Consider the following 20,492-nt stretch of genomic DNA (forward strand, 5'->3'; position numbering starts at 1 on the left):
TTCCTCCGGGCTTCCCTTCGTGTTTCCAACCCTACCAGATCGTTTTCCGTTCCGTTTCCGGTTCGGAGTTCGTATCCGGTGGCCTGTTGGCTGCCTTTCGCCTTTCGGCGTGTTCACTACATTAGCTGATTCCTTCGGCGACTCATAATCGAGCAATCGAATTCGAATTTCGGCATGCCGAAATACGCCCCTGCTGGGGAGTCATCTTGAGTAGTGGGTGGCAGCTGCGGGGTGCTCGAACAAGCAGGCCCGTAACCAGCTGCTCGGGCTACGTTAGGCGGTCGGACGTCTTGAGTCAAGTGTGCGCCTCCGGGGCGAGTGGGGACGATACGGACTCACCGTCGGGTCCTCGTCGATCCAGAAGCGCCAGGGATGCGGGGCGCCGTCGCCGCCGACCCCCGTGCGGGGGCCGTTGCGGATCTGGCCGGGGGCCGGCGGAGTGCCGGTGAGGAGGGAGAGGGGGGCGTCCGGGCCGGCGCAGGTGTCGGTGCCGTTCAGGGAGAGGCCGATGTCGAGGGCCGTGGCCAGACGGGCCGGGCCCTTGGCCAGCTCGTGGTCGTGGCGGGCCGAGCGGCGGCGGGGGCGGGCCCGGTCGGCGCCCTTCGTGATCTCCCCCGCGCGCAGCAGTACCCCGCTCGCCTGGCCCTCGGGGCCGCACACCAGGTTGAGGCAGTGCCACATGCCGTAGGTGAAGTAGACGTACGCGTGTCCGGGCGGGCCGAACATGACGGCGTTGCGTGCCGTGCGGCCCCGGAAGGCGTGCGAGCCGGGGTCGATCGCACCCGCGTACGCCTCCACCTCCGTCAGGCGCAGTTCCATCAGTCCTTCGGGTGAACGGCGGACGAGTGTGCGGCCGAGGAGATCGGGGGCGACCTCGAGGACCGGGCGGTCGAAGAAGGTCCGTGGGAGCGGCGTACGGTCAGGGCTCTCGCTCATGGCGTACGAGCGTAGTGGGGGTCCGGCGGGGAACCGACTACGGTCGTCGCGCGTATGTAGGGGTCAGGACTGAGAAGGAGTGAAGGTCATGGGATTCAAGAAGCTGCTCGCGAGCCTGGGCGCCGGTGGGGCCACCGTGGAGACGGTGCTCACCGAGGAGAACGTGGTTCCGGGTGGTGTCGTCCAGGGTGAGGTCCGGATCCAGGGCGGCAGTGTCGACCAGCAGATCGAGGGTCTCTCCGTCGGCCTGCAGGCGCGGGTCGAGGTCGAGGGCGGTGACCAGGAGCAGAAGCAGGACATCGAGTTCGTCAAGGTCCGTCTGGGCGGTGCCTTCGAGGTGAAGGCCGGCGCGGTGCACGTGGTGCCGTTCGGTCTGGAGATCCCGTGGGAGACGCCGGTGACCTCGGTCTCGGGGCAGCGGCTGCGCGGGATGAACATCGGTGTGACCACCGAGCTGGAGATCGCCCGCGCGGTGGACTCCGGTGACCTGGACCCGGTCAACGTGCACCCGCTGCCGGCGCAGCAGGCGATCCTCGACGCTTTCCTCCAGCTCGGTTTCCGCTTCAAGAGCGCGGACATGGAGCGCGGGCACATCCGCGGGACGCGGCAGAAGCTGCCCTTCTACCAGGAGATCGAGTTCTTCGCGCCGCAGCAGTACCGGGGTCTGAACCAGGTCGAGGTCAGCTTCGTCGCGGACGACCGTGAGATGGACGTCGTCCTGGAGATGGACAAGAAGCCGGGTCTGTTCGGTGAGGGCAGCGACTCGTTCCGTGCGTTCAAGGTGGGTCTGGACGACTTCCACGCCACCGACTGGGCGGCTTACCTGAACCAGTGGCTCGCCGAGGTCGGCGGGCGTCGCAACTGGCTCTAGGCTCGGGCCCGTAAAGGCTGCTGAGGCAGTACGGGCGATACGGAGGTTTCGACGTGTCCGAGGGCAAGAGGGCGCCGCTCCCGCATGACTTCCATCCGCCGGTGGCGGCGTTCACCGTGGTGAGCGACGACATCGCGCCGGGCGGGGTCCTGAAGGACGCGCAGGTGTACGCGGCGGGGAACACCTCGCCGCAGCTGCGCTGGGAGGGGTTCCCGGCGGAGACGAAGAGCTTCGCCGTCACCTGCTTCGACCCGGACGCCCCGACGGGCAGCGGGTTCTGGCACTGGGTGCTGTTCGACATCCCGGTGTCGGTGACCGAGCTGCCCGCCGGTGCCGGGTCGGGGTCGTTCGAGGGGCTGCCGGCCGGGGCCGTGCACGTCCGGAACGACTACGGCTCGAAGGACTTCGGTGGTGCCGCTCCCCCGGCGGGCGAAGAGCACCGCTATGTGTTCACGGTGTACGCGGTGGACAGCGAGAAGCTCGGTCCGGACGGCGATGTGTCGCCCGCCGTGGTCGGGTTCAACCTGCGCTTCCACACGCTGGGGCGTGCCCAGTTGATCGGTGAGTACGCGGCTCCCGCGGCGGTCTGATCATTCGTTAGTTGTTTGCCCGCTTCTGGTCTTGGAGAGATCAGAAGCGGGCATCTTTTGTTGCGCGGGAAATATTGCGTTGTCCGACCCCGGCCGGCCCGGCCATCGTTGATCCAGGCCCCACCGCCCCGCTCCGGGGCCGGGCCTGCACACGGGAGGTGGGCACAATGCGGGACACGCTGGTACTCAACGCGAGCTTCGAGCCGCTGTCGACGGTCTCTCTCAACCGTGCGGTGGTGCTTGTCCTGACGGACAAGGCCGTCGTCGAGCACGCCCATCCCGATCTGCGGGTGCGAGGTGCGGCCGTCGATCTTCCGGTGCCGCGGGTGATCAGGCTCTGCCGCTACGTCCGGGTGCCGTTCCGAAGACAGGCACCGTGGTCGAGGAGGGGGGTGCTGGTGCGGGACCAGCACCGGTGCGCGTACTGCGGGCGGCGGGCGACGACCGTCGACCACGTGGTGCCGCGGGCCCAGGGCGGTGGGGACAGCTGGCTGAACACGGTTGCTTCGTGCGCCGAGGACAACCACCGCAAGGCGGCCAGGACGCCGGAGCAGGCGGGGATGCCGCTGCTGTTCCAGCCGTTCGAGCCGACGCCCGCGGACGCGATGCTGCTGGCGATGCGGGCGAGCGAGCGGTCCGAGCTCCCGGAGTGGCTGGCGAAGACTGCCGCGTGACCCTGTCTCGTACGGAAGGGCCCGCCTCCCCCGGTGTGGGGAGGCGGGCCCTTCCGTCGTTCCGGGCGACGGTTCTAACGGAGTGTCAGCTGGAGGATGGCGATGACGCCGACCGCGATGATCACTCCGCGCAGGACCGTGGGCGGCAGCTTGCGGCCGACCTTGGCGCCGATCTGGCCGCCGATGGTGGAGCCGACGGCGATGAGCAGGACGGCCGTCCAGTCGAACTCGGCGACGAAGAGGAAGAAGACGGCGGCGACGCCGTTGACGAGGGCGCCGAGGATGTTCTTGACGGCGTTGATCCGCTGCAGGGTGTCGTGGAGCAGCAGGCCCATCAGGGAGAGGTAGAGCACGCCCTGGGCGGCGCCGAAGTATCCGCCGTACATGCTGGCGAACAGGAGGCCGACGAGGAGGACGGGGCCGCCGTCGGGGTGGGCCTCGGTGCCGGTCTGTTCGCGGCGGCGCTTGACGGCGGCGGCGATACGGGGCTGGAGGACGACCAGGACGAGCGCGAGGCCGATGAGGACCGGGACGATCGCGTCGAAGGCGTCGGACGGCAGCGCGAGGAGCAGGATCGCGCCGATCAGGCCGCCGACGAGGGCGGCGGCGCCGAGACGGATGATGCGGCGCTTCTGGCCCTTGAGTTCGGCCCGGTAGCCGATGGCCCCGCTGATGGAGCCGGGGACGAGGCCGAGGGCGTTGGAGACGTTCGCGGTGATCGGAGGGAGTCCGGTCGCGAGAAGGACCGGGAACGTGATGAGCGTTCCCGATCCGACGATGGTGTTGATGGTGCCGGCGCCGATGCCGGCGGCGAAGACTGCCAGGGCTTCCCAGATGGACAACGCCATCTCCTTACACGGTCAGTGAGTCGCCTCCCCGCCCTGACGTCGTCGGGGTCGAGGGGCTCGCACCGATCATGCACGAGGATTACGTGTACGTGTCAGTCAACCGACGGTTCGTCTCGCCTTTCGGGCGCGGGGATCTTGGTGTTGAAGCCGGGGACGCTGCCTTCCTTGTTGCCGAAGGCGCCCGAGAGGCCCTTGAGGGCGTCGCCGATCTCGCTGGGCACGATCCAGAGCTTGTTGGCGTCGCCCTCGGCGATCTTCGGCAGCATCTGGAGGTACTGGTACGAGAGCAGCTTCTGGTCCGGGTCGCCCGCGTGGATGGCCTCGAAGACCGTACGGACGGCCTGGGCCTCGCCCTCGGCGCGCAGGGCCGCGGCCTTGGACTCGCCCTCGGCGCGCAGGATCGCGGACTGCTTCTCGCCCTCCGCGGTGAGGATGGCGGACTGACGGGTGCCCTCGGCGGTGAGGATCGCGGCGCGCTTGTCGCGCTCGGCGCGCATCTGCTTCTCCATCGAGTCCTGGATGGAGGTCGGCGGCTCGATCGCCTTGAGCTCGACGCGGTTGACGCGGATGCCCCACTTGCCGGTCGCCTCGTCGAGGACACCGCGGAGGGCGGCGTTGATCTCCTCGCGGGAGGTCAAGGTCCGCTCCAGGTCCATGCCGCCGATGATGTTGCGCAGGGTGGTGACGGTGAGCTGCTCGATCGCCTGGATGTAGCTGGCGACCTCGTAGGTCGCGGCCCTCGCGTCGGTCACCTGGTAGTAGATGACCGTGTCGATGTTGACGACGAGGTTGTCCTGGGTGATCACCGGCTGCGGCGGGAACGGGACGACCTGTTCGCGGAGGTCGATCCGGTTGCGGATCGAGTCGATGAACGGGACGACGATGTTCAGCCCGGCGTTGAGGGTGCGGGTGTAGCGGCCGAAGCGCTCCACGATCGCCGCACTCGCCTGCGGAATGACCTGGATCGTCTTGATCAGGGCGATGAAGACGAGCACCACCAGAATGATCAGGACGATGATGACTGCTGACATCGTGTTCCCCGTGCCCTTCGCTGCCGGTTGACTGCCGGGTGGCCTTCGATGATCGAGTTTCGCAGATGACGGAATGTCATGGGCGAGGTTCGGTCACATGACGACGGCGGTGGCCCCGTCGATGTCCACGACGTCGACCTGTACGCCCGGTTCGAAGGTCTGGTCGGAGTCGAGCGCCCGGGCGGACCAGATCTCGCCCCCGAGTTTGATGCGGCCCCCGCCGCCGGCGTCGACCCGCTCCAGGACCACCGCCTGACGCCCCTTCAGGGCATCGATGCCGGACGCGTGTTGGGGCCTGTCGTCGCGATGGCGGGCGGCGATCGGGCGTACCACCGCGATCAACGCGACCGAGACGACGGCGAAGACGAGAACCTGGGGAACGATGCCGAAGCCCAGGGCCGCGGTCACCGCCCCCGCCACCGCTCCGACGGAGAACATGCCGAATTCGGGCATCGCGGTCAGGACCAGCGGAATGCCGAGCCCCACCGCGCCGATCAGCCACCAGACCCATGCGTCGATGTCCACATGGTCATGGTAGGGCGGTGGGGTCCTTCGGGACAGGGCGCGGGCGGCTGTGCGGGACGCCGGCGCTTCGTCCGCTACTTCAGGGGCAGGCCGTGGGCGGTCCAGCGGTCGCCGACGCGCTCGACCACGAGCGGCAGGCCGAAGCAGTGCGAGAGGTTGCGGGAGGTCAGTTCCATCTCCACGGGGCCGGCCGCGAGCACCTTGCCCTGACGGATCATCAGGACGTGGGTGAAGCCGGGCGCGATCTCCTCGACGTGGTGGGTGACCATGATCATGGAGGGGGCGTACGGGTCGCGGGCGAGGCGGCCGAGACGGCGGACGAGGTCCTCTCGGCCGCCGAGGTCGAGGCCGGCGGCGGGCTCGTCGAGGAGGAGGAGCTCGGGGTCGGTCATCATCGCGCGGGCGATCAGGGTGCGCTTGCGCTCGCCCTCGGAGAGGGTGCCGAACTTCCGGTCCAGGTACTCGTTCATGCCGAGGCGGTCGAGGAAGGCCTTGGCGCGCTGCTCGTCGACCGGGTCGTAGTCCTCGTGCCAGGTGGCGGTCATGCCGTACGCGGCGGTGAGGACGGTCTGCAGGACGGTCTGGCGCTTGGGGAGCTTCTCCGCCATGGCGATGCCGGCCATGCCGATGCGGGGGCGGAGCTCGAACACGTCGGTGCCGACGCCGCCGAGCTGCTCGCCCAGGACGTGGGCGGTGCCCTTGGTGGGGAAGAGGTAGCTGGAGGCGATGTTCAGAAGGGTGGTCTTGCCGGCGCCGTTGGGTCCGAGGATCACCCAGCGCTCGCCCTCCTTGACCGACCAGGAGACCTCGTCCACCAGAGCCCGTCCGTCGCGGACCACGGATACGTCCACCAGCTCCAGTACATCGCTCATGAGCGCGTTGTCTCCCCTTGCGGTCGAGTCGTGTCGTCGCCTTGCACCGGTGGGCGCGGCGTCCAGGGGAAAACCTACGTTATCGACGGAGCGGGCCGGTCCCTAGGGCTTCCTTTGCGTCCCCCGGTGCGCCCGGGACTCCCCCTAGTCTTGGGGGATGCTTTCGGAACCACGCTCAGGACGCCTGGCCGCTTGGGGCAACGCCCTGCTGGCCGGGGCGGTGTCGCCGGACGAGGCGGCGCTGGCCATTGTCGGGGAGGACGCGGTGCACCGCGTGGAGGGGCTGCCGGGTGAGGCCCGGCCGGTGGGGCTGACGCTGGCGCTCGGCCGGCTGCGGCGGCTCGGGGTGACCGGGTGGCGGGTGGCGCTGCCGGCGCCGGGGCATCCGCTGGGGCTGAGCGGGCCGCCGGACTTCAACGCGCGTGCGTTGGAGGCGGAGGAGGCGGCGGTGGGCTACGGCGCACCGTACGGCCTCGTGCCGGAGGTCTCGGAGGCGGGGCCGGTGGGCGACGTCCACGTGGAGGTGGTCTGGCGCTGTCTCGCGGTGCGGGAGGCGCCGCCGGCGGACGTGCCGTCGCTCGGCGAGGCGGAGCGGGAACTGGCGGAGGCCCTGCGGGACGCGACCGCGGTGCTGACCCGGCTGGACGTGGCGGCCTCGGGCCCGGCGGCGGACGCGGCGCGCGAGGCGTACCGGGCGCGGGCGGAGGTGGGCCGGGAGGTCCTCGCCCCGGGCTACCCGCCGCGGGCGGTGCGGGTCCTGGAGCTGGCGCAGCGGGTGGGCCTGCTGGTGGACCTGGCGTACGACCATGGGCACGGGGGCGCGGTGAGCGCTTCGGAAATGGCGGCGCGGGGGGACGCGCTGCGGCCGGTGGAGCGGGTGGCGAGGCGGGCGCAGGTCGCCGCCTACAACGCCTACGTGGAGGAACGGGAACGGGACCGGGGCTTCTGATCCCGGGTCGGCCACCCCGGCCGGCGGACGGAGGCCGCCGCAGCGGACCGCGTCGTAAGAGGGGGAACGCGGAACCGGCCCCCGGGGGGGATCGTCCCGGGGGCCGGTCGGTTCGTGCGGCCGTCAGCCGTTGACGGCGTGGTTGCCGAAGGCCGGGTTGAGCAGGCCGATCACGTTGACCGTGTTGCCGGAGACGTTCACGGGGACGTGGACCGGGACCTGCACCAGGTTGCCGGACGCGACGCCCGGCGACTCGACGGCCTTGCCCGTGGCCTCGGCGCCGTGGGCGGAGGCGACACCCGCGCCGGCGGCGACGATGCCACCGGCGACCATGGTGAGGGCAGCGGCCTTCTTGAGGTTCTTCACTTGGTACATCCTCCTGGTCATCGCTGCGGCCGGTCAGCCGCAGCACGCCATGGAGAACGCGGCACCCCCCGCGAGGTTGCGCCGAACGGGGGACATACACACGACGGTATGAAGGACAGAACGGTCGTGCGCCCGGCGCGCGAGGGGGCGCCCGGCGCCCTCTCAGGGGCGCGTCAGTTGGTCAGGCCGTGGCGGACCGCCCAGAGCGCCGCCTGGGTGCGGTCCGCGAGGTCGAGCTTCATGAGGATGTTCGAGACGTGTGTCTTGACCGTCTTCTCGGAGAGGACGAGCGCGCGGGCGATCTCGCGGTTGGACCGGCCGTCCGCGATCAGACCGAGGACCTCGCGCTCCCGCTCCGTGAGGGTCGAGCCGCGTCCCGTGCCCCCGTGGGAGTCGTCCTGGCTGAGGAGCGCGCCCGCGACCTCGGGCTGGAGCAGGATGTGCCCGGCGTGGACGGAGCGGATCGCGCCGGCCAGCGCGTCGGGGTCGATGTCCTTGTAGACGTATCCGGAGGCGCCGGCGCGGAGCGCGGGGACCACCGTCCGCTGCTCGGTGAAGCTGGTGACGACGAGGACCTTCGCGGGGTTGTCGAGCTCGCGGAGCCGCTTCAGCGCCTCGATGCCGTCCGTCCCCGGCATCTTCACGTCCATGAGGACCACGTCGGGGCGGAGCTCCTCGGCCCTGGCGACGCCCTCGTCGCCGTCGGAGGCCTCCCCCACCACCTCTATGTCGTCCTGTACCTCCAGAAAGGTGCGCAGGCCTCTGCGGACGACCTGGTGGTCGTCGACCAGCAGGACACGGATCTGCTTGTCAGCCACCGGGAACCTCCATCTCGATCGTGGTGCCCTCGCCCGGGGCCGAGGTCACGGTGAGCGATCCGCCGACGCCGCCCGCCCGGTCCCGCATGGAGACCAGGCCCAGGTGGCGTCCCGCACTGCGGACCGTACGCGGGTCGAAGCCCTTGCCGTCGTCGGCGACGGTGAGCCGCGCGCCCTGGCCCGCGCGGGTGAGGGAGACGGTGACGAGCCCCGCGTCCGAGTGCCGCAGGGCGTTGTGCAGGGCCTCCTGGGCGACCCGGAGGACCGCTTCCTCCTGCGCGGCGGGCAGCGCGCGCGTCCCGGGGCTTTCGAAGGTGACCCGGGCGGTGTGGGCGCGGTCCAGGACCTGGATGTGGGTACGGAGGGTGTGGACGAGGCCGTCCTCGTCGAGGGCGGCGGGGCGGAGCTCGACGACGGCGGCGCGCAGCTCGTCCGCGGCCTCGGCGGCGAGCAGGGCGACCTGCTGGAGCTCTCCCTTGGCGCGGGCCGGGTCGCGGTCGACGAGCGCGGCGGCGGCCTGGGCGGTGAGCCGGAGCGAGAAGAGCTTCTGGCTGACGGCGTCGTGCAGCTCGTGGGCGAGGCGGGAGCGCTCCTCGGCGATGGTGAGCTCGCGGCTGCGCTCGTACAGACGGGCGTTCGTGAGGGCGATGGCCGCGTGCTGGGCCAGGATCGAGAGGAGTTCCTCGTCCTCGGCGGTGAAGCCACAGCCCCCGTTCTCCTTGGGGCAGCGCTTGTTGGCGAGGAAGAGGGCGCCGAGGATCTCGTCGCCGTCCCTGACGGGGAGGCCGAGGAAGTCGGACATCTCGGGGTGGGCGGCGGGCCAGCCCTCGAAGCGGGGGTCCTCACGGACGTCGGCGAGCCGCTCGGGCTCGGCCTTGTGGAGCATCGCGGCGAGGATGCCGTGCTGCCGGGGCAGCGGGCCGATCGCCTTCCACTGTTCGTCGCTGACGCCGTCGACCACGAACTGGGCGAAGCCTCCGTGGTCGTCGGGGACGCCCAGGGCCGCGTACTCGGCGTCGAGCAGCTCGCGGGCGGAGGCGACGATCGTCTTGAGGACGTCGCGGACCTCCAGATGGCGGCTCATGGCCAGGAGGGCGGTGCTCACGGCGGCCAGGCCGGAGCTCGGTCGATGGCTCATGTGTTCACCGTACCGGCGGGCCGTGACGGTCCGTATCCGTCCGGAGACCGCGGAGGAGGGGGACCGGGGACCTAGGCCTGTCGTCGAACTCCCGGGTCGTAGTGCCTGGAGACCCTCGTTCCCCTTCAGGAGGAGGGGACTTACTGTGCGCATTGCTCACGCAACGGCTGGTGAGTTCGTTACCTGCCCGATGTGAGCCCGCGCATAGGACCCAGGTCACTTACGAAGTCCCCTAGTGGACCTCGAAGGGGTGGGTCAGGGTGGGGTGAGCCCGACATAAGGCCCCTTCTGTGGCTCGTGCACGGGCCCCTGATCCACTACCCGGGATCGTACGTCACACCTTTGCCAGGGCATTTTGCGGCCGCTAAGAATTGCCCCCGTCGCCGCCGAGTTGGCGAGACACCGCCCCGGTGGAGCGACCCCCAGCGATTCGAAGAGGTAGTCCGTTATGTCTGCGAACACCCCTGGCCACATTCGTGGTCTGAAGAAGACCCACAAGGCCACGATCGCCGGCGTCGCCGCTCTGGGCGCCGCGGCGCTCACGCTCTCCCTGGTACCCGGCAACGGCTCCACCGAGACCGAGCCCCAGGCTCTCTCCGGTACGCAGCAGGTGGCCTGGTCGTACAACGCGAACAGCCCGCAGGCGAAGGCCCTGGCCGCCAGCGTGACCGAGCAGCACACCACCGTCGGCCTCAAGGCCAAGCAGGAGGCCGCGGCGAAGGCGAAGGCCGACGCCAAGGCGAAGGCCGCCGCCGCTGCCAAGGCGAAGGCGGAGGCTCAGGCCAAGGCCGCCGCGAAGGCGAAGGCGGACGCCAAGGCGAAGGCCGCGGCGAAGGCGAAGGCCGACGCGAAGAAGCGTGCCGCGGCGAAGGCGGCCGCGAGCCGTTCCGTCGCCCGCACCCCCGTCTTCGCGAACAACCTCGACGGCTGGATCCGCGAGGCGCTGTTCATCATGGACAAGCACAACATCCCGGGCACGTACAACGGCCTGCACAAGAACATCATGCGTGAGTCCAGCGGCAACCCGCGGGCCATCAACAACTGGGACATCAACGCCATCAACGGCGTCCCGTCGAAGGGCCTGCTGCAGGTCATCTACCCGACCTTCAAGGCCTACCACATCCCGGGCACCAAGTTCGACCAGTACGACCCGGTCGCCAACCTCGTCGCCGCCGCCAACTACGCGGCCGACCGCTACGGCTCGATCGACAACGTCAACAGCGCGTACTGATCGCACTCGGTCCGCTGTCGCACGCCGAAGGGCGGCACCCCCCGCACTGGGGGTGCCGCCCTTCGGCGTACCGGTCGGTCAGGCGATCACTTGCGCATGACCTCGGGCTCGTGGCGGCGCAGCAGTCGCGCCACGGCGACGCAGCAGACGGCTGCCATGAACAGCTGGATGCCGAGGTTGAGGCTCCACTGGCCGACCGTGTGCTCCCACAGCGGGTCGGTGTTCGTGGGGTCCTTGTGGTCCCACGGCGGCATCAGGTGCGCCAGGTCCAGGGTGGCGCCGGCGCCGGCGATGCCCCAGCGGGAGGGCATGAGCCAGGCGAACTGCTCCAGGCCGGGCGAGTCGTACACCTGGAAGAGGATGCCGGTGAACACGACCTGGATGATCGCGAACATGACGAGCAGCGGCATGGTCTTCTCGGCGGTCTTCACCAGCGCGGAGATGACCAGGCCGACCATCATCGAGGTCAGGCCGAGCCCGATGACCTGGATGCACAGCTCGACGGCCGGCGGCATGAGCAGGCCCTCTTCGGGCAGCGCGCGCGTGGAGAAGCCGATGGCGCAGATGATCACGCCCTGGAAGGCCGTGATCAGGCCGAGGACGATGACCTTGGACATCAGGTACGCGGAGCGGGACAGGCCGACGGCACGCTCCCGCTCGTAGATGACCCGTTCCTTGATCAGCTCACGGACCGAGTTGGCCGCGCCGCTGAAGCACATGCCGACCGCGAGGATCAGCATGATCGTGCCGGCGTCACCGTTGAACCGGGACGGGGGCGTGGGCTTGCCGAGGCCGAAGTCGGCGGGGATGACGACGGACACCGCGCCGAGGACGGCCGGCAGGATCACCATCAGGGCCATGAAGCCCACGTCGGAGGCGATCACGGAGACGTAGCGCCGGATCAGGGTCCACAGCTGGGACCCCCAGCCCTGCGGCTTCGGCGGCCTGGACATCGCCTGCTGCGGCATCTGCACGGGCTGCGCGGCGACGGCGTCGATGTCCGCGGCGTACAGCTGGTAGTGCTGCGAGCCCTTCCAGCGGCCCGCCCAGTCGTAGTCGCGGTAGTTCTCGAAGGCGGAGAAGACGTCGGCCCAGGTGGAGTAGCCGAAGAAGTTCAGCGCCTCGTCCGGCGGGCCGAAGTACGCCACCGAGCCACCGGGGGCCATGACGAGCAGCTTGTCGCAGAGGCCCAGCTCGGCCACCGAGTGGGTGACGACGAGGACCGTGCGGCCGTCGTCGGCGAGGCCGCGGAGCAGCTGCATGACATCGCGGTCCATGCCCGGGTCGAGGCCGGAGGTCGGCTCGTCCAGGAAGATCAGCGACGGCTTGGTGAGGAGCTCCAGGGCGACCGACACGCGCTTGCGCTGACCGCCGGAGAGGGAGGTGACCTTCTTCTCCTTGTGGATGTCGAGCTTGAGCTCGCGCAGCACCTCGCCGATGCGGGCCTCGCGCTCGGACTCGGCGGTGTCGCCGGGGAAGCGGAGCTTGGCGGCGTAGCGCAGGGCCTTCTGGACGGTCAGCTCCTTGTGCAGGATGTCGTCCTGCGGGACCAGACCGATGCGCTGGCGCAGCTCGGCGAACTGCTTGTAGAGGCTTCGGTTGTCGTAGAGGACGTCGCCCTCGTTGGCCGGGCGGTAGCCGGTCAGCGCCTTGAGCAGCGTGGACTTTCCGGAGCCGGACGGGCCGATGACACCGATCAGCGACTTCTCCGGGACGCCGAAGGAGACGTCCTTGAGGATCTGCTTGCCGCCGTCGACCGTGACCGTGAGGTGACGGGCCGAGAAGGAGACGGAACCGGTGTCGACGAACTCCTCGAGCTGGCCGCCGACGAGCCGGAACGTCGAGTGACCGACGCCGACGATGTCCTGGGGGCCGAGGAGCGCGGAGCCGCCCTTGGTGATCGGCTGACCGTTGACGTACGTGCCGTTGTGCGAGCCGAGGTCGCGGATCTCGAAGCGTCCGTCGGGCGTCGCGTGGAACTCGGCGTGGTGCCGCGAGACCTGGAGGTCGGAGACGACCAGTTCGTTCTCCAGGGCACGGCCGATGCGCATGACGTGGCCGAGGGAGAGCTGGTGGAACGTGGTGGGGCTGCGGTCGGCGTAGGCCGCCGACGCCCCGGCGCCGGGCCCGCCGTGTCCCTGCTGGTGCGGGACCTGCTGCCGAGCGGCCTGCGGGTGCACGGGCGGCGGGCCCTGCTGCTGCCAGTTCTGCTGCGGGGCCTGCTGACCCTGCTGCGGCGGTGCCTGGTGCGTGATCCACTCGGCCTGGGCGGCCTGCTCCGCGGCCTGGTGGGCGGGGACCTGGTGGGCCGGTGCCTGGGCTCCGGCCGGCTGCTGCCGGGCCGCCGCGGACTGCTGGTGGGCCGGGGCGCCGGCGGCGGCGAGGTTCAGCCGCGGGCCGTCGGTGGCGTTGCCGAGGTGGACGGCAGAGCCGGGGCCGATCTCCACCTGGTGGATCCGCTGCCCCTGCAGGAACGTGCCGTTGGTCGAGCCGTGGTCCTCGATGACCCAACTCCGGCCGCCCCAGCTGATGGTGGCGTGGCGCCACGAGACCCTGGCGTCGTCGATGACCAGGTCGCCCTGCGGGTCGCGGCCGAGGGTGTACGACCTGGACGGATCGAGCGTCCAGGTCCTTCCGTTCAATTCCAGTACGAGTTCTGGCACTCCATGCCCCACTACTTGTCCCCCGATGTACCCCCGTCGCGGGGAGTCCAGGGATGCGAATCATCCTGGGGAACTATTTCAGGCCCGGTCCCCTCTCCGAAAGTCGGGCCGCGTGAAGACCCGGCGCAGGCTCTCCGAGGACGCTCCCCGGATCAGGGGCGCGCCCACTCGGGTGTCCGCTGGGCGGGACGGGGGGTCGGGTGGCACACGGTGCCCGATACGGTGGAAGCACCATGAGCGCATCGCAGACCTCAGACGTTCCCACCCTTCTCGTCAAGATCTTCGGGAAGGACCGTCCCGGGATCACCGCGGGACTCTTCGACACCCTCGCCGCCTACTCCGTCGACGTCGTGGACATCGAGCAGGTCGTCTCCCGCGGCCGCCTCGTCCTGTGCGCGCTCGTCACCGAGCCGACCGTCGCCTCGCAGGGCGAGCTCCGCGCGACCGTGCACAGCTGGGCCGAGTCGCTGAAACTCCAGGCCGAGATCATCTCGGGTACGGGCGACAACCGTCCCCGGGGTGAGGGCCGCTCGCACGTCACCGTGCTGGGCAACCCGCTGACGGCGGAGCAGACGGCGGCCATAGCGGCCAGGATCGCGGAGGCCGGCGGCAACATCGACCGTATCTTCCGGCTGGCGAAGTACCCGGTCACGGCCGTCGAGTTCGCCGTCTCCGGCTGTGAGACCGAGCCGCTGCGGACCTCCCTCGCCACCCAGGCCCACACCATCGGGGTCGATGTGGCCGTGGTCTCCGCCGGGCTGCACCGGCGGGCCCAGCGGCTCGTCGTCATGGACGTCGACTCGACGCTGATCCAGGACGAGGTGATCGAGCTCTTCGCGGCACACGCCGGGTGCGAGGACAAGGTCGCCGAGGTGACGGCCGCGGCGATGCGCGGAGAGCTGGACTTCGAGCAGTCGCTGCACGCGCGCGTGGAGCTGCTCGCGGGGCTCGACGCCTCGGTGGTGGACAAGGTCCGTGCCGAGGTGCGGATGACGCCGGGTGCCCGGACCCTGATCCGTACGCTCAAGCGGCTCGGCTACCAGGTGGGTGTCGTCTCGGGCGGGTTCACCCAGGTCACGGACGATCTGAAGGAGCGGCTCGGGCTCGACTTCGCCTCGGCCAACACCCTGGAGATCGTGGACGGCAAACTGACCGGACGGGTGACCGGCGAGATCGTGGACCGGGCGGGCAAGGCGCGGCTGCTGCGCCGGTTCGCGGCGGAGGCGGGTGTGCCGCTGGCGCAGACCGTGGCGATCGGCGACGGGGCGAACGACCTGGACATGCTGAACGCGGCCGGTCTCGGCGTGGCGTTCAACGCGAAGCCGGTGGTGCGCGAGGCCGCGCACACGGCGGTGAACGTGCCGTTCCTGGACACCGTGCTGTATCTGCTGGGGATCACGCGCGAAGAGGTCGAGGCCGCGGACGTCGGCGAGGAAGACCTGCTGCACTGACCCGCGGGTGGACCCGGACGTGGGAGGGCCCGGCCGTCGAGTGACGGCCGGGCCCTTTCCCGTACGGCTTCGGCTTCGGCGCATGCGGGCGGCTACGGCGTGGGCATGCGGTCGGGGCGTACGGATTCCGCCGAGGCGTACGGGTCGGGCGTGCCGGTCAGGCGTGCGGGGTCCAGAAGTCGACGAGGCGTCCGGCGCCGTGTTCGAGGGACTTCCACGAGCCGTTGAAGGTGAGCACGGCGAAGGCGGCGGTCGGGAAGCCGCTGCGGTTCATCCGGGGCAGCGCGTCGCCCTCGGACTCGCCCGCGAGGGCGTCGGCGAGGGCGTGCATTCCGGGGTTGTGGCCGATGACCAGGAGGTCGGACACGTCCTCCGAGGTCTCGTTGAGCAGGGCGATGAGCTCGCCGAGCGAGGCCTCGTACAGCCTGTCCTCGTACACGGTCTTCGGGCGCTCGGGGAGGGCATGCACGGCCAGTTTCCAGGTCTCGCGGGTCCTGGTGGCGGTGGAGCAGAGGGCCAGGTCGAAGGCGATGCCGGTCTCGGCGAGCCGGCGGCCTGCGACGGGGGCGTCCGTGCGGCCTCGCTCGGCGAGGGGGCGCTCGTGGTCGGACTCCTGGTTCCAGTCCGCCTTCGCGTGTCGGAGCAGCACGATCCTGCGGGGTGTGTCGACGCTCATGGTCCTCAGCTTCGCACGAATCGGCTCGCGTCGACTCAGAGAGAGAGCGTTTGCTGGATCCGCTCCAGGAACCCTCCGGCCCCGGGCTCGCCGACCGCCGCACGGGCCTCACCGGGCCCGGTCATCAGCATCAGGAGGGCGACGAACGCGGCCGCCGGAAGGGCGAGGGCCCACCAGGGCAGCCGGGTGTCGACACCGGTCGCCGCGTGCCGGACGCGGGTGGACGTGTGGGCCGACATGACCGCCTCCGTGGGTGAGAGCTCCGCTTTCCCTGTTGACTCCAACCTAGGGATCGCGGGCCCCTCGGCCCATCCGGTGATCCACCCACTTCACCCTGAGTCCCGCCCCCTAGGGGATGCGGGGGTTACCCCCACCACCGGGCGTGGCGGCCGGGTGTCACGGGGAGGCGAACGAGGCGATGAGGCCGATGACGACCGTGATGCCGATCATCGCGCCGAACACGATGAGCAGCTTCTTCTGGCCGTTCGGGGGATTGGGTTCGAGAACTGGCATGGCGACAGTCTCGCATCTCAGGATTCGTCCTCGACCGTCCGGTCCCTGCCCGCCAGGGTTCCGACGATCATCTGCGGCACCATGAGCCCGCCCATCAGGGCGATCGGCAGTCCCCAGCCGCCGCTGTGCTGGTAGAGGACGCCGACGAGGAGCGGGCCGGGGATGGAGATGAGGTAGCCGACGCTCTGCGCGAAGGCGGAGAGCCGGACGACTCCGGCGCCGGTGCGCGAGCGCATGCCGATCATCGTGAGGGCCAGCGGGAAGGAGCAGTTGGAGACGCCGAGGAGCAGCGCCCAGATCCAGGCTCCGGCGGCGGGGGCGAGGAACAGGCCGGTGTAGCCGGCGAGGCCGCAGAGGCCGAGGGCGACGACGATCGGGCCCTGGTTCTTCATGCGGGTGGCGAGCCGGGGGATCACGAAGGCGAGCGGGACGCCCATGACCATGGTGACGGCGAGGAGAACGCCCGCGGTGGAGGCGGGGACGCCGGCGTCGCGGAAGATCTGCGGCATCCAGCCCATGGTGATGTAGGCGCCGGTGGCCTGGAGGCCGAAGTAGCAGCCGAGGGCCCAGGCGGTGCGGCTGCGGGTGATGCGCGGGGCGGCGGTCGCCGTCGCGGTGGTCCTGGTCTCCTGGGGGGCGCGGTCCCGGTCGCGGACGAGCGGGATCCAGGGCAGGACGGCCAGGGCGGCGATGGCCGCCCAGACGCCGAGGCCGACGCGCCAGTCGCCGCCGAGGGCGGCGGTCATGGGGACGGTCGCGGCGGCGGCGATGGAGGTGCCGAGGGCGAGGGCCATGGAGTAGAGGCCGGTCATGCTGCCGATGCGGTCGGGGAAGTACCGCTTGACGATGACCGGCATCAGGACGTTGCTGACGGCGATGCCCATGAGGGCGAGGGCGCTGGCGGCGAGGAAGCCGACGGTGCCGCCGGCGAAGGGGCGCAGGATCAGGCCGGTGAAGATGGCGGCCATGCCCGCGCAGACGACGGCGGCGGGGCCGAAGCGGCGGGCGAGCCGCGGGGCCGTGATGCCGAAGACGGCGAAGCAGAGCGGGGGGACGGAGGTGAGGACGCCGGCGACGGTGCCGCTCATGTGGAGGTCCGCGCTGACCTCTTCGAGGAGGGCGCCGAGGCTGGTGATGGCGGGGCGCAGGTTCAGCGCGGCCAGGACGAGTCCGGCGGTGACGAGGCCGAGGGTCCAGCGCCGGGCGCGCACCCGTGCGGGAGAATCTCCGGCGACGGCGGCTCCGGGCGGGGCCGTGGTGGCCGCCGGAACGGTGGTCGTGGCCGGTCGTGCGAGGGGGTCGAGGGTCTTCGGCTCGTCAGGCATGAGGCCATCATAGAATCATGGGATGATTGATTGTCCAATCTCGAACGACTTGGGCGACTCGAACGAATGGGAAGGTGCTCCATGGCCCTCGGCCACCCCCGGCGCGCAGGCCTCTCCGATCAGGTGATCGCCGAGCTGCGGAACCAGATCACCTCCGGCGAGTGGCCGGTGGGTTCACGCATCCCGACCGAACCCGAGCTGGTCGAGCAGCTGGGCGTGGCCCGCAACACCGTGCGCGAGGCGGTACGGGCCCTCGCGCACAACGGGCTCCTCGACATCCGCCAGGGCTCCGGGACGTACGTCATCGCCACCAGCGAGCTGGCGGGCGTCATGCACCGCCGCTTCGCCGGCTCCGACCCCGGGCACGTCGCCGAGCTGCGCTCGACCCTGGAGTCCGCCGCGGCGCGGCTCGCGGCCGCCCGGCGCACCGAGCGGGACCTGAAGCAGCTCGACGCCCTGCTCGTACGACGGGAGGAGGCGTGGGAGTCCGGTGACGCGGAGCGGTTCGTGACCGCCGACGCGGCCTTCCACCACGCGGTCGTCGCCGCCTCGGGCAACGAGGTGCTCACCGAGCTCTACGCGGACCTGGGCGATCTGCTGCGGGAGTGGCTGCGCGACGACGTCGGGCAGGTGCTGCGTCCGGAGAACCGGATGGACCACGCGCGCCTGGTGGACGCGATCCGGGAGGGCGACGCCGAGCGGGCCGGCACGGAAGCGGCCGGCTACCCCTACATGTGCCTCAGGAACCCCGTACCGGAGTCGGATCGGGAGCCTGGTCGACCGGCTGGTGCGTGATCCAGGCGGACCGGACCTCCTTCCAGCAGCGGCCGGTGATCTTGCCGTAGTCGGCGGGTCCGACCTCCACGGGGGCGCTGTCGGAGTCGATGTCCCACCAGCGCTCGCACTCGACGTGGAGCCGTATCCGGTCGGTGCGGGGGTACGGGTTCTGGCAGTGGGCGGTGACGGTCGAGCCCTGGACGACGGTGCGGCAGGAGGCACCGAAGTTCTCCGGCTCCTCGGCCGCCGGGGCGGTGACGGGGAGTTCCTCGGCCGGGGCGGGCGCGGCCCGCACCTCGGCGGCGACGGCGATCCCGGTGAGCAGTACGGCGACGGAGACGAACGCGCCGAACCCGTGACGTATCGCACGCATGCCCGTACCTCCTCCCCGTCAGCAGCAGAAGCATCACGCTCTGCCCCAGTCTGGGGTGATTCGCGCGACTTTTCGAGTCGGGCAGGAGTTGCGGAACGGCGAGGGCCGTGTGTCCGCCCCCTCCGGGGCGGGCACACGGCCCTGACGCTCCGACGAGCAGCGGTTACGCGCCGATGGCGTGCAGCCCGCCGTCCACGTGGATGATCTCGCCCGTGGTCTTCGGGAACCAGTCCGAGAGCAGCGCGACGATGCCGCGGCCGGCCGGCTCCGGGTCCGAGAGCTCCCACTCCAGCGGGGAACGGCTGTCCCACACGGACGCCAGCTCGCCGAAGCCGGGGATCGACTTCGCGGCCATCGAACCGAGCGGGCCCGCCGAGATCAGGTTGCAGCGGATGTTCTGCTTGCCCAGGTCACGCGCCATGTAGCGGCTGGTGGCCTCCAGGGCGGCCTTGGCCGGGCCCATCCAGTCGTACTGCGGCCAGGCGAACTTCGCGTCGAAGGTGAGGCCGACGACCGAGCCGCCCTCGCTCATCAGCGGCAGCAGCGCCATCGTCAGCGACTTCAGGGAGAAGGCGGAGACGTGCATGGCGGTGGCCACGGACTCGAACGGGGTGTTGAGGAAGTTGCCGCCGAGCGCGTCCTGCGGCGCGAAGCCGATGGAGTGCACGATGCCGTCGAGACGGTCGCCCAGGTGCTCACGGACCTGGCCCTCGAGGCGGGCGAGGTGCTCGTCGTTCGAGACGTCGAGCTCCAGGACCTTGACCTTGTCGGGGTGCGGCAGCTTCTTGGCGATGCGCTCGGTCAGCGTCGGACGCGGCCAGGCGGTGAGGATGATCTCCGCACCCTGCTCCTGGGCCAGCTTCGCGGCGTGGAAGGCGATGGAGGACTCCATCAGCACACCGGTGATGAGGATGCGCTTGCCCTCGAGAATTCCGCTCATGGTCAGTGACCCATGCCCAATCCGCCGTCAACCGGGATGACGGCTCCAGTGATGTACGAGGCGTCGTCGGAGGCGAGGAACTTCACCGCGGCGGCGATCTCCTCCGGCTGGGCGTAACGGCCCAGCGGCACCTGGGACACGATGCCCGCGCGCTGCTCGTCGGTGAGCACCGCGGTCATGTCGGTGTCGACGAAACCAGGGGCGACGACGTTGAAGGTGATGTTGCGGGAGCCCAGCTCACGCGCGAGGGAACGGGCGAAACCCACCAGACCGGCCTTGGAGGCGGCGTAGTTGGCCTGGCCCGCGGAGCCCAGCAGGCCGACGACCGAGGAGATCAGGACGACACGGCCCTTCTTGGCGCGCAGCATTCCGCGGTTGGAGCGCTTGACGACCCGGAAGGTGCCGGTGAGGTTGGTGTCGACGACGGAGGTGAAGTCCTCCTCGGACATGCGCATGAGGAGCTGGTCCTTCGTCACGCCGGCGTTGGCCACGAGGACCTCCACCGGACCGTGCTTCTCCTCGATCTCCTTGTACGCCTGCTCCACCTGCTCGCCGTCGGTGATGTCGCACTTGACGGCCAGGCAGCCGAGATCGGTGAGGGCCGCCGGCGGCTCGCCGGAGCGGTACGTGATCGCGACCTTGTCGCCGGACTCGGCGAACGCGCGGGCGATGGCGAGGCCGATGCCCCGGTTTCCTCCGGTGACGAGAACCGAGCGGCTCAACGGATCACCCTTTCGATAGCGGTCTGGTAGCCGAAAACCTATCGGTATCGCCCCCGACATGAGGAATCGACCTCCGACAGTGGCGCTCGGGTGTCACTGTCGGGTCCCTACAGCTCAGGTCGCCCGGCGTCGGTAATGCGCCGACTCCCCGGGCCGTCCCGTGATTGACTTCCGTGGCAGATCAACGACAGCTCCACCACCGC

The 20,492-nt window shown here is 70.3% G+C and carries 23 protein-coding genes; 7 read left to right on the plus strand and 16 right to left on the minus strand.

Going from position 1 to position 20,492, the window contains the following annotated elements; genetic code table 11:
- Positions 1-273 precede the first annotated feature (273 nt).
- Positions 274-936 (minus strand): DNA-3-methyladenine glycosylase, encoded by a 663-nt coding sequence (locus tag AOK00_RS09435; RefSeq protein WP_055599858.1) that lies wholly within the window; start codon positions 934-936, stop codon positions 274-276.
- Between the two features lie 88 nt (positions 937-1,024).
- On the opposite strand from AOK00_RS09435, the gene AOK00_RS09440 reads away from it, so the two are divergent.
- From AOK00_RS09440 to AOK00_RS09450, 3 genes are all read left to right on the plus strand, one after another.
- Positions 1,025-1,807 (plus strand): sporulation protein, encoded by a 783-nt coding sequence (locus AOK00_RS09440; protein WP_055599859.1) that lies wholly within the window; start codon positions 1,025-1,027, stop codon positions 1,805-1,807.
- A gap of 53 nt (positions 1,808-1,860) precedes the next feature.
- On the plus strand, positions 1,861-2,397 hold the full coding sequence (locus tag AOK00_RS09445) for a YbhB/YbcL family Raf kinase inhibitor-like protein (RefSeq protein WP_055599860.1): 537 nt from the start codon (positions 1,861-1,863) through the stop codon (positions 2,395-2,397).
- A 167-nt stretch (positions 2,398-2,564) separates the two neighbouring features.
- Positions 2,565-3,071, plus strand: coding sequence for an HNH endonuclease (locus AOK00_RS09450; RefSeq protein WP_055599861.1), 507 nt, complete (start codon positions 2,565-2,567; stop codon positions 3,069-3,071).
- 74 nt (positions 3,072-3,145) lie between these two features.
- Here the strand turns inward: AOK00_RS09450 and AOK00_RS09455 are convergent, their stop codons facing one another.
- The 4 genes from AOK00_RS09455 to AOK00_RS09470 all read right to left on the minus strand — a co-directional run bounded on the left by AOK00_RS09455 (position 3,146) and on the right by AOK00_RS09470 (position 6,347).
- Positions 3,146-3,919, minus strand: a complete 774-nt coding sequence (locus AOK00_RS09455) for a sulfite exporter TauE/SafE family protein (protein WP_030322762.1) — start codon at positions 3,917-3,919, stop codon at positions 3,146-3,148.
- Positions 3,920-4,011: 92 nt separating this feature from the next.
- A complete protein-coding gene (locus tag AOK00_RS09460; protein ID WP_055599862.1) occupies positions 4,012-4,950 on the minus strand; it encodes an SPFH domain-containing protein in 939 nt (312 codons plus the stop codon).
- 93 nt (positions 4,951-5,043) lie between these two features.
- Positions 5,044-5,475 (minus strand): NfeD family protein, encoded by a 432-nt coding sequence (locus AOK00_RS09465; RefSeq protein WP_055599863.1) that lies wholly within the window; start codon positions 5,473-5,475, stop codon positions 5,044-5,046.
- A gap of 74 nt (positions 5,476-5,549) precedes the next feature.
- On the minus strand, positions 5,550-6,347 hold the full coding sequence (locus AOK00_RS09470) for an ABC transporter ATP-binding protein (RefSeq protein WP_055599864.1): 798 nt from the start codon (positions 6,345-6,347) through the stop codon (positions 5,550-5,552).
- A 157-nt stretch (positions 6,348-6,504) separates the two neighbouring features.
- Here AOK00_RS09470 and AOK00_RS09475 point away from each other — a divergent pair, with 157 nt between their 5' ends.
- The gene (locus AOK00_RS09475; protein WP_055599865.1) at positions 6,505-7,296 is read left to right on the plus strand and encodes a hypothetical protein; all 792 of its coding nucleotides are present in this window, start codon (positions 6,505-6,507) and stop codon (positions 7,294-7,296) included.
- A gap of 123 nt (positions 7,297-7,419) precedes the next feature.
- Here AOK00_RS09475 and AOK00_RS09480 read toward each other — a convergent pair whose 3' ends face one another.
- The 3 genes from AOK00_RS09480 to AOK00_RS09490 all read right to left on the minus strand — a co-directional run bounded on the left by AOK00_RS09480 (position 7,420) and on the right by AOK00_RS09490 (position 9,618).
- Entirely contained in the window at positions 7,420-7,662 is a 243-nt protein-coding gene (locus AOK00_RS09480; protein ID WP_055599866.1) for a chaplin, read from the minus strand.
- A gap of 173 nt (positions 7,663-7,835) precedes the next feature.
- Complete coding sequence (locus tag AOK00_RS09485; protein WP_055599867.1) at positions 7,836-8,480, minus strand: response regulator; 645 nt, start codon at positions 8,478-8,480, stop codon at positions 7,836-7,838.
- Positions 8,473-9,618 (minus strand): GAF domain-containing sensor histidine kinase, encoded by a 1,146-nt coding sequence (locus AOK00_RS09490; protein ID WP_055599868.1) that lies wholly within the window; start codon positions 9,616-9,618, stop codon positions 8,473-8,475. Before AOK00_RS09490 ends, AOK00_RS09485 begins: the two co-directional genes overlap by 8 nt.
- 448 nt (positions 9,619-10,066) lie before the next feature.
- On the opposite strand from AOK00_RS09490, the gene AOK00_RS09495 reads away from it, so the two are divergent.
- Positions 10,067-10,849 (plus strand): transglycosylase SLT domain-containing protein, encoded by a 783-nt coding sequence (locus AOK00_RS09495; RefSeq protein WP_055599869.1) that lies wholly within the window; start codon positions 10,067-10,069, stop codon positions 10,847-10,849.
- An 86-nt stretch (positions 10,850-10,935) separates the two neighbouring features.
- Here the strand turns inward: AOK00_RS09495 and AOK00_RS09500 are convergent, their stop codons facing one another.
- On the minus strand, positions 10,936-13,524 hold the full coding sequence (locus tag AOK00_RS09500) for an ABC transporter ATP-binding protein/permease (protein WP_055599870.1): 2,589 nt from the start codon (positions 13,522-13,524) through the stop codon (positions 10,936-10,938).
- A gap of 221 nt (positions 13,525-13,745) precedes the next feature.
- Here AOK00_RS09500 and serB point away from each other — a divergent pair, with 221 nt between their 5' ends.
- Entirely contained in the window at positions 13,746-14,963 is a 1,218-nt protein-coding gene (serB, locus tag AOK00_RS09505; protein ID WP_055599871.1) for a phosphoserine phosphatase SerB, read from the plus strand.
- A 157-nt stretch (positions 14,964-15,120) separates the two neighbouring features.
- On the opposite strand, the gene AOK00_RS09510 is transcribed toward serB, so the two are convergent.
- From AOK00_RS09510 to AOK00_RS09520, 4 genes are all read right to left on the minus strand, one after another.
- Positions 15,121-15,639, minus strand: coding sequence for a SixA phosphatase family protein (locus AOK00_RS09510; protein WP_055599872.1), 519 nt, complete (start codon positions 15,637-15,639; stop codon positions 15,121-15,123).
- Positions 15,640-15,674: 35 nt separating this feature from the next.
- Positions 15,675-15,878, minus strand: a complete 204-nt coding sequence (locus AOK00_RS09515; RefSeq protein WP_055599873.1) for a hypothetical protein — start codon at positions 15,876-15,878, stop codon at positions 15,675-15,677.
- 157 nt (positions 15,879-16,035) lie between these two features.
- Complete coding sequence (locus AOK00_RS40125; RefSeq protein ID WP_254047295.1) at positions 16,036-16,152, minus strand: SGM_5486 family transporter-associated protein; 117 nt, start codon at positions 16,150-16,152, stop codon at positions 16,036-16,038.
- 17 nt (positions 16,153-16,169) lie between these two features.
- Positions 16,170-17,477, minus strand: a complete 1,308-nt coding sequence (locus AOK00_RS09520; RefSeq protein ID WP_055599874.1) for a CynX/NimT family MFS transporter — start codon at positions 17,475-17,477, stop codon at positions 16,170-16,172.
- An 81-nt stretch (positions 17,478-17,558) separates the two neighbouring features.
- Between AOK00_RS09520 and AOK00_RS09525 the strand changes: the two genes are divergently transcribed.
- Positions 17,559-18,272, plus strand: coding sequence for a FadR/GntR family transcriptional regulator (locus AOK00_RS09525; protein WP_055599875.1), 714 nt, complete (start codon positions 17,559-17,561; stop codon positions 18,270-18,272).
- On the opposite strand, the gene AOK00_RS09530 is transcribed toward AOK00_RS09525, so the two are convergent.
- From AOK00_RS09530 to fabG, 3 genes are all read right to left on the minus strand, one after another.
- Positions 18,217-18,627 (minus strand): hypothetical protein, encoded by a 411-nt coding sequence (locus AOK00_RS09530; RefSeq protein ID WP_055599876.1) that lies wholly within the window; start codon positions 18,625-18,627, stop codon positions 18,217-18,219. The two genes, AOK00_RS09525 and AOK00_RS09530, sit on opposite strands and share 56 nt — an antisense overlap.
- Before the next feature lie 163 nt (positions 18,628-18,790).
- A complete protein-coding gene (fabI, locus tag AOK00_RS09535) occupies positions 18,791-19,567 on the minus strand; it encodes an enoyl-ACP reductase FabI (RefSeq protein WP_030322735.1) in 777 nt (258 codons plus the stop codon).
- A gap of 2 nt (positions 19,568-19,569) precedes the next feature.
- Positions 19,570-20,289, minus strand: coding sequence for a 3-oxoacyl-[acyl-carrier-protein] reductase (gene fabG, locus AOK00_RS09540; protein WP_055599877.1), 720 nt, complete (start codon positions 20,287-20,289; stop codon positions 19,570-19,572).
- Positions 20,290-20,492: the final 203 nt, after the last annotated feature.

Origin of the sequence: Streptomyces aureus (assembly GCF_001418135.1) — a bacterium.
Classification (GTDB): domain Bacteria; phylum Actinomycetota; class Actinomycetes; order Streptomycetales; family Streptomycetaceae; genus Streptomyces; species Streptomyces aureus_A.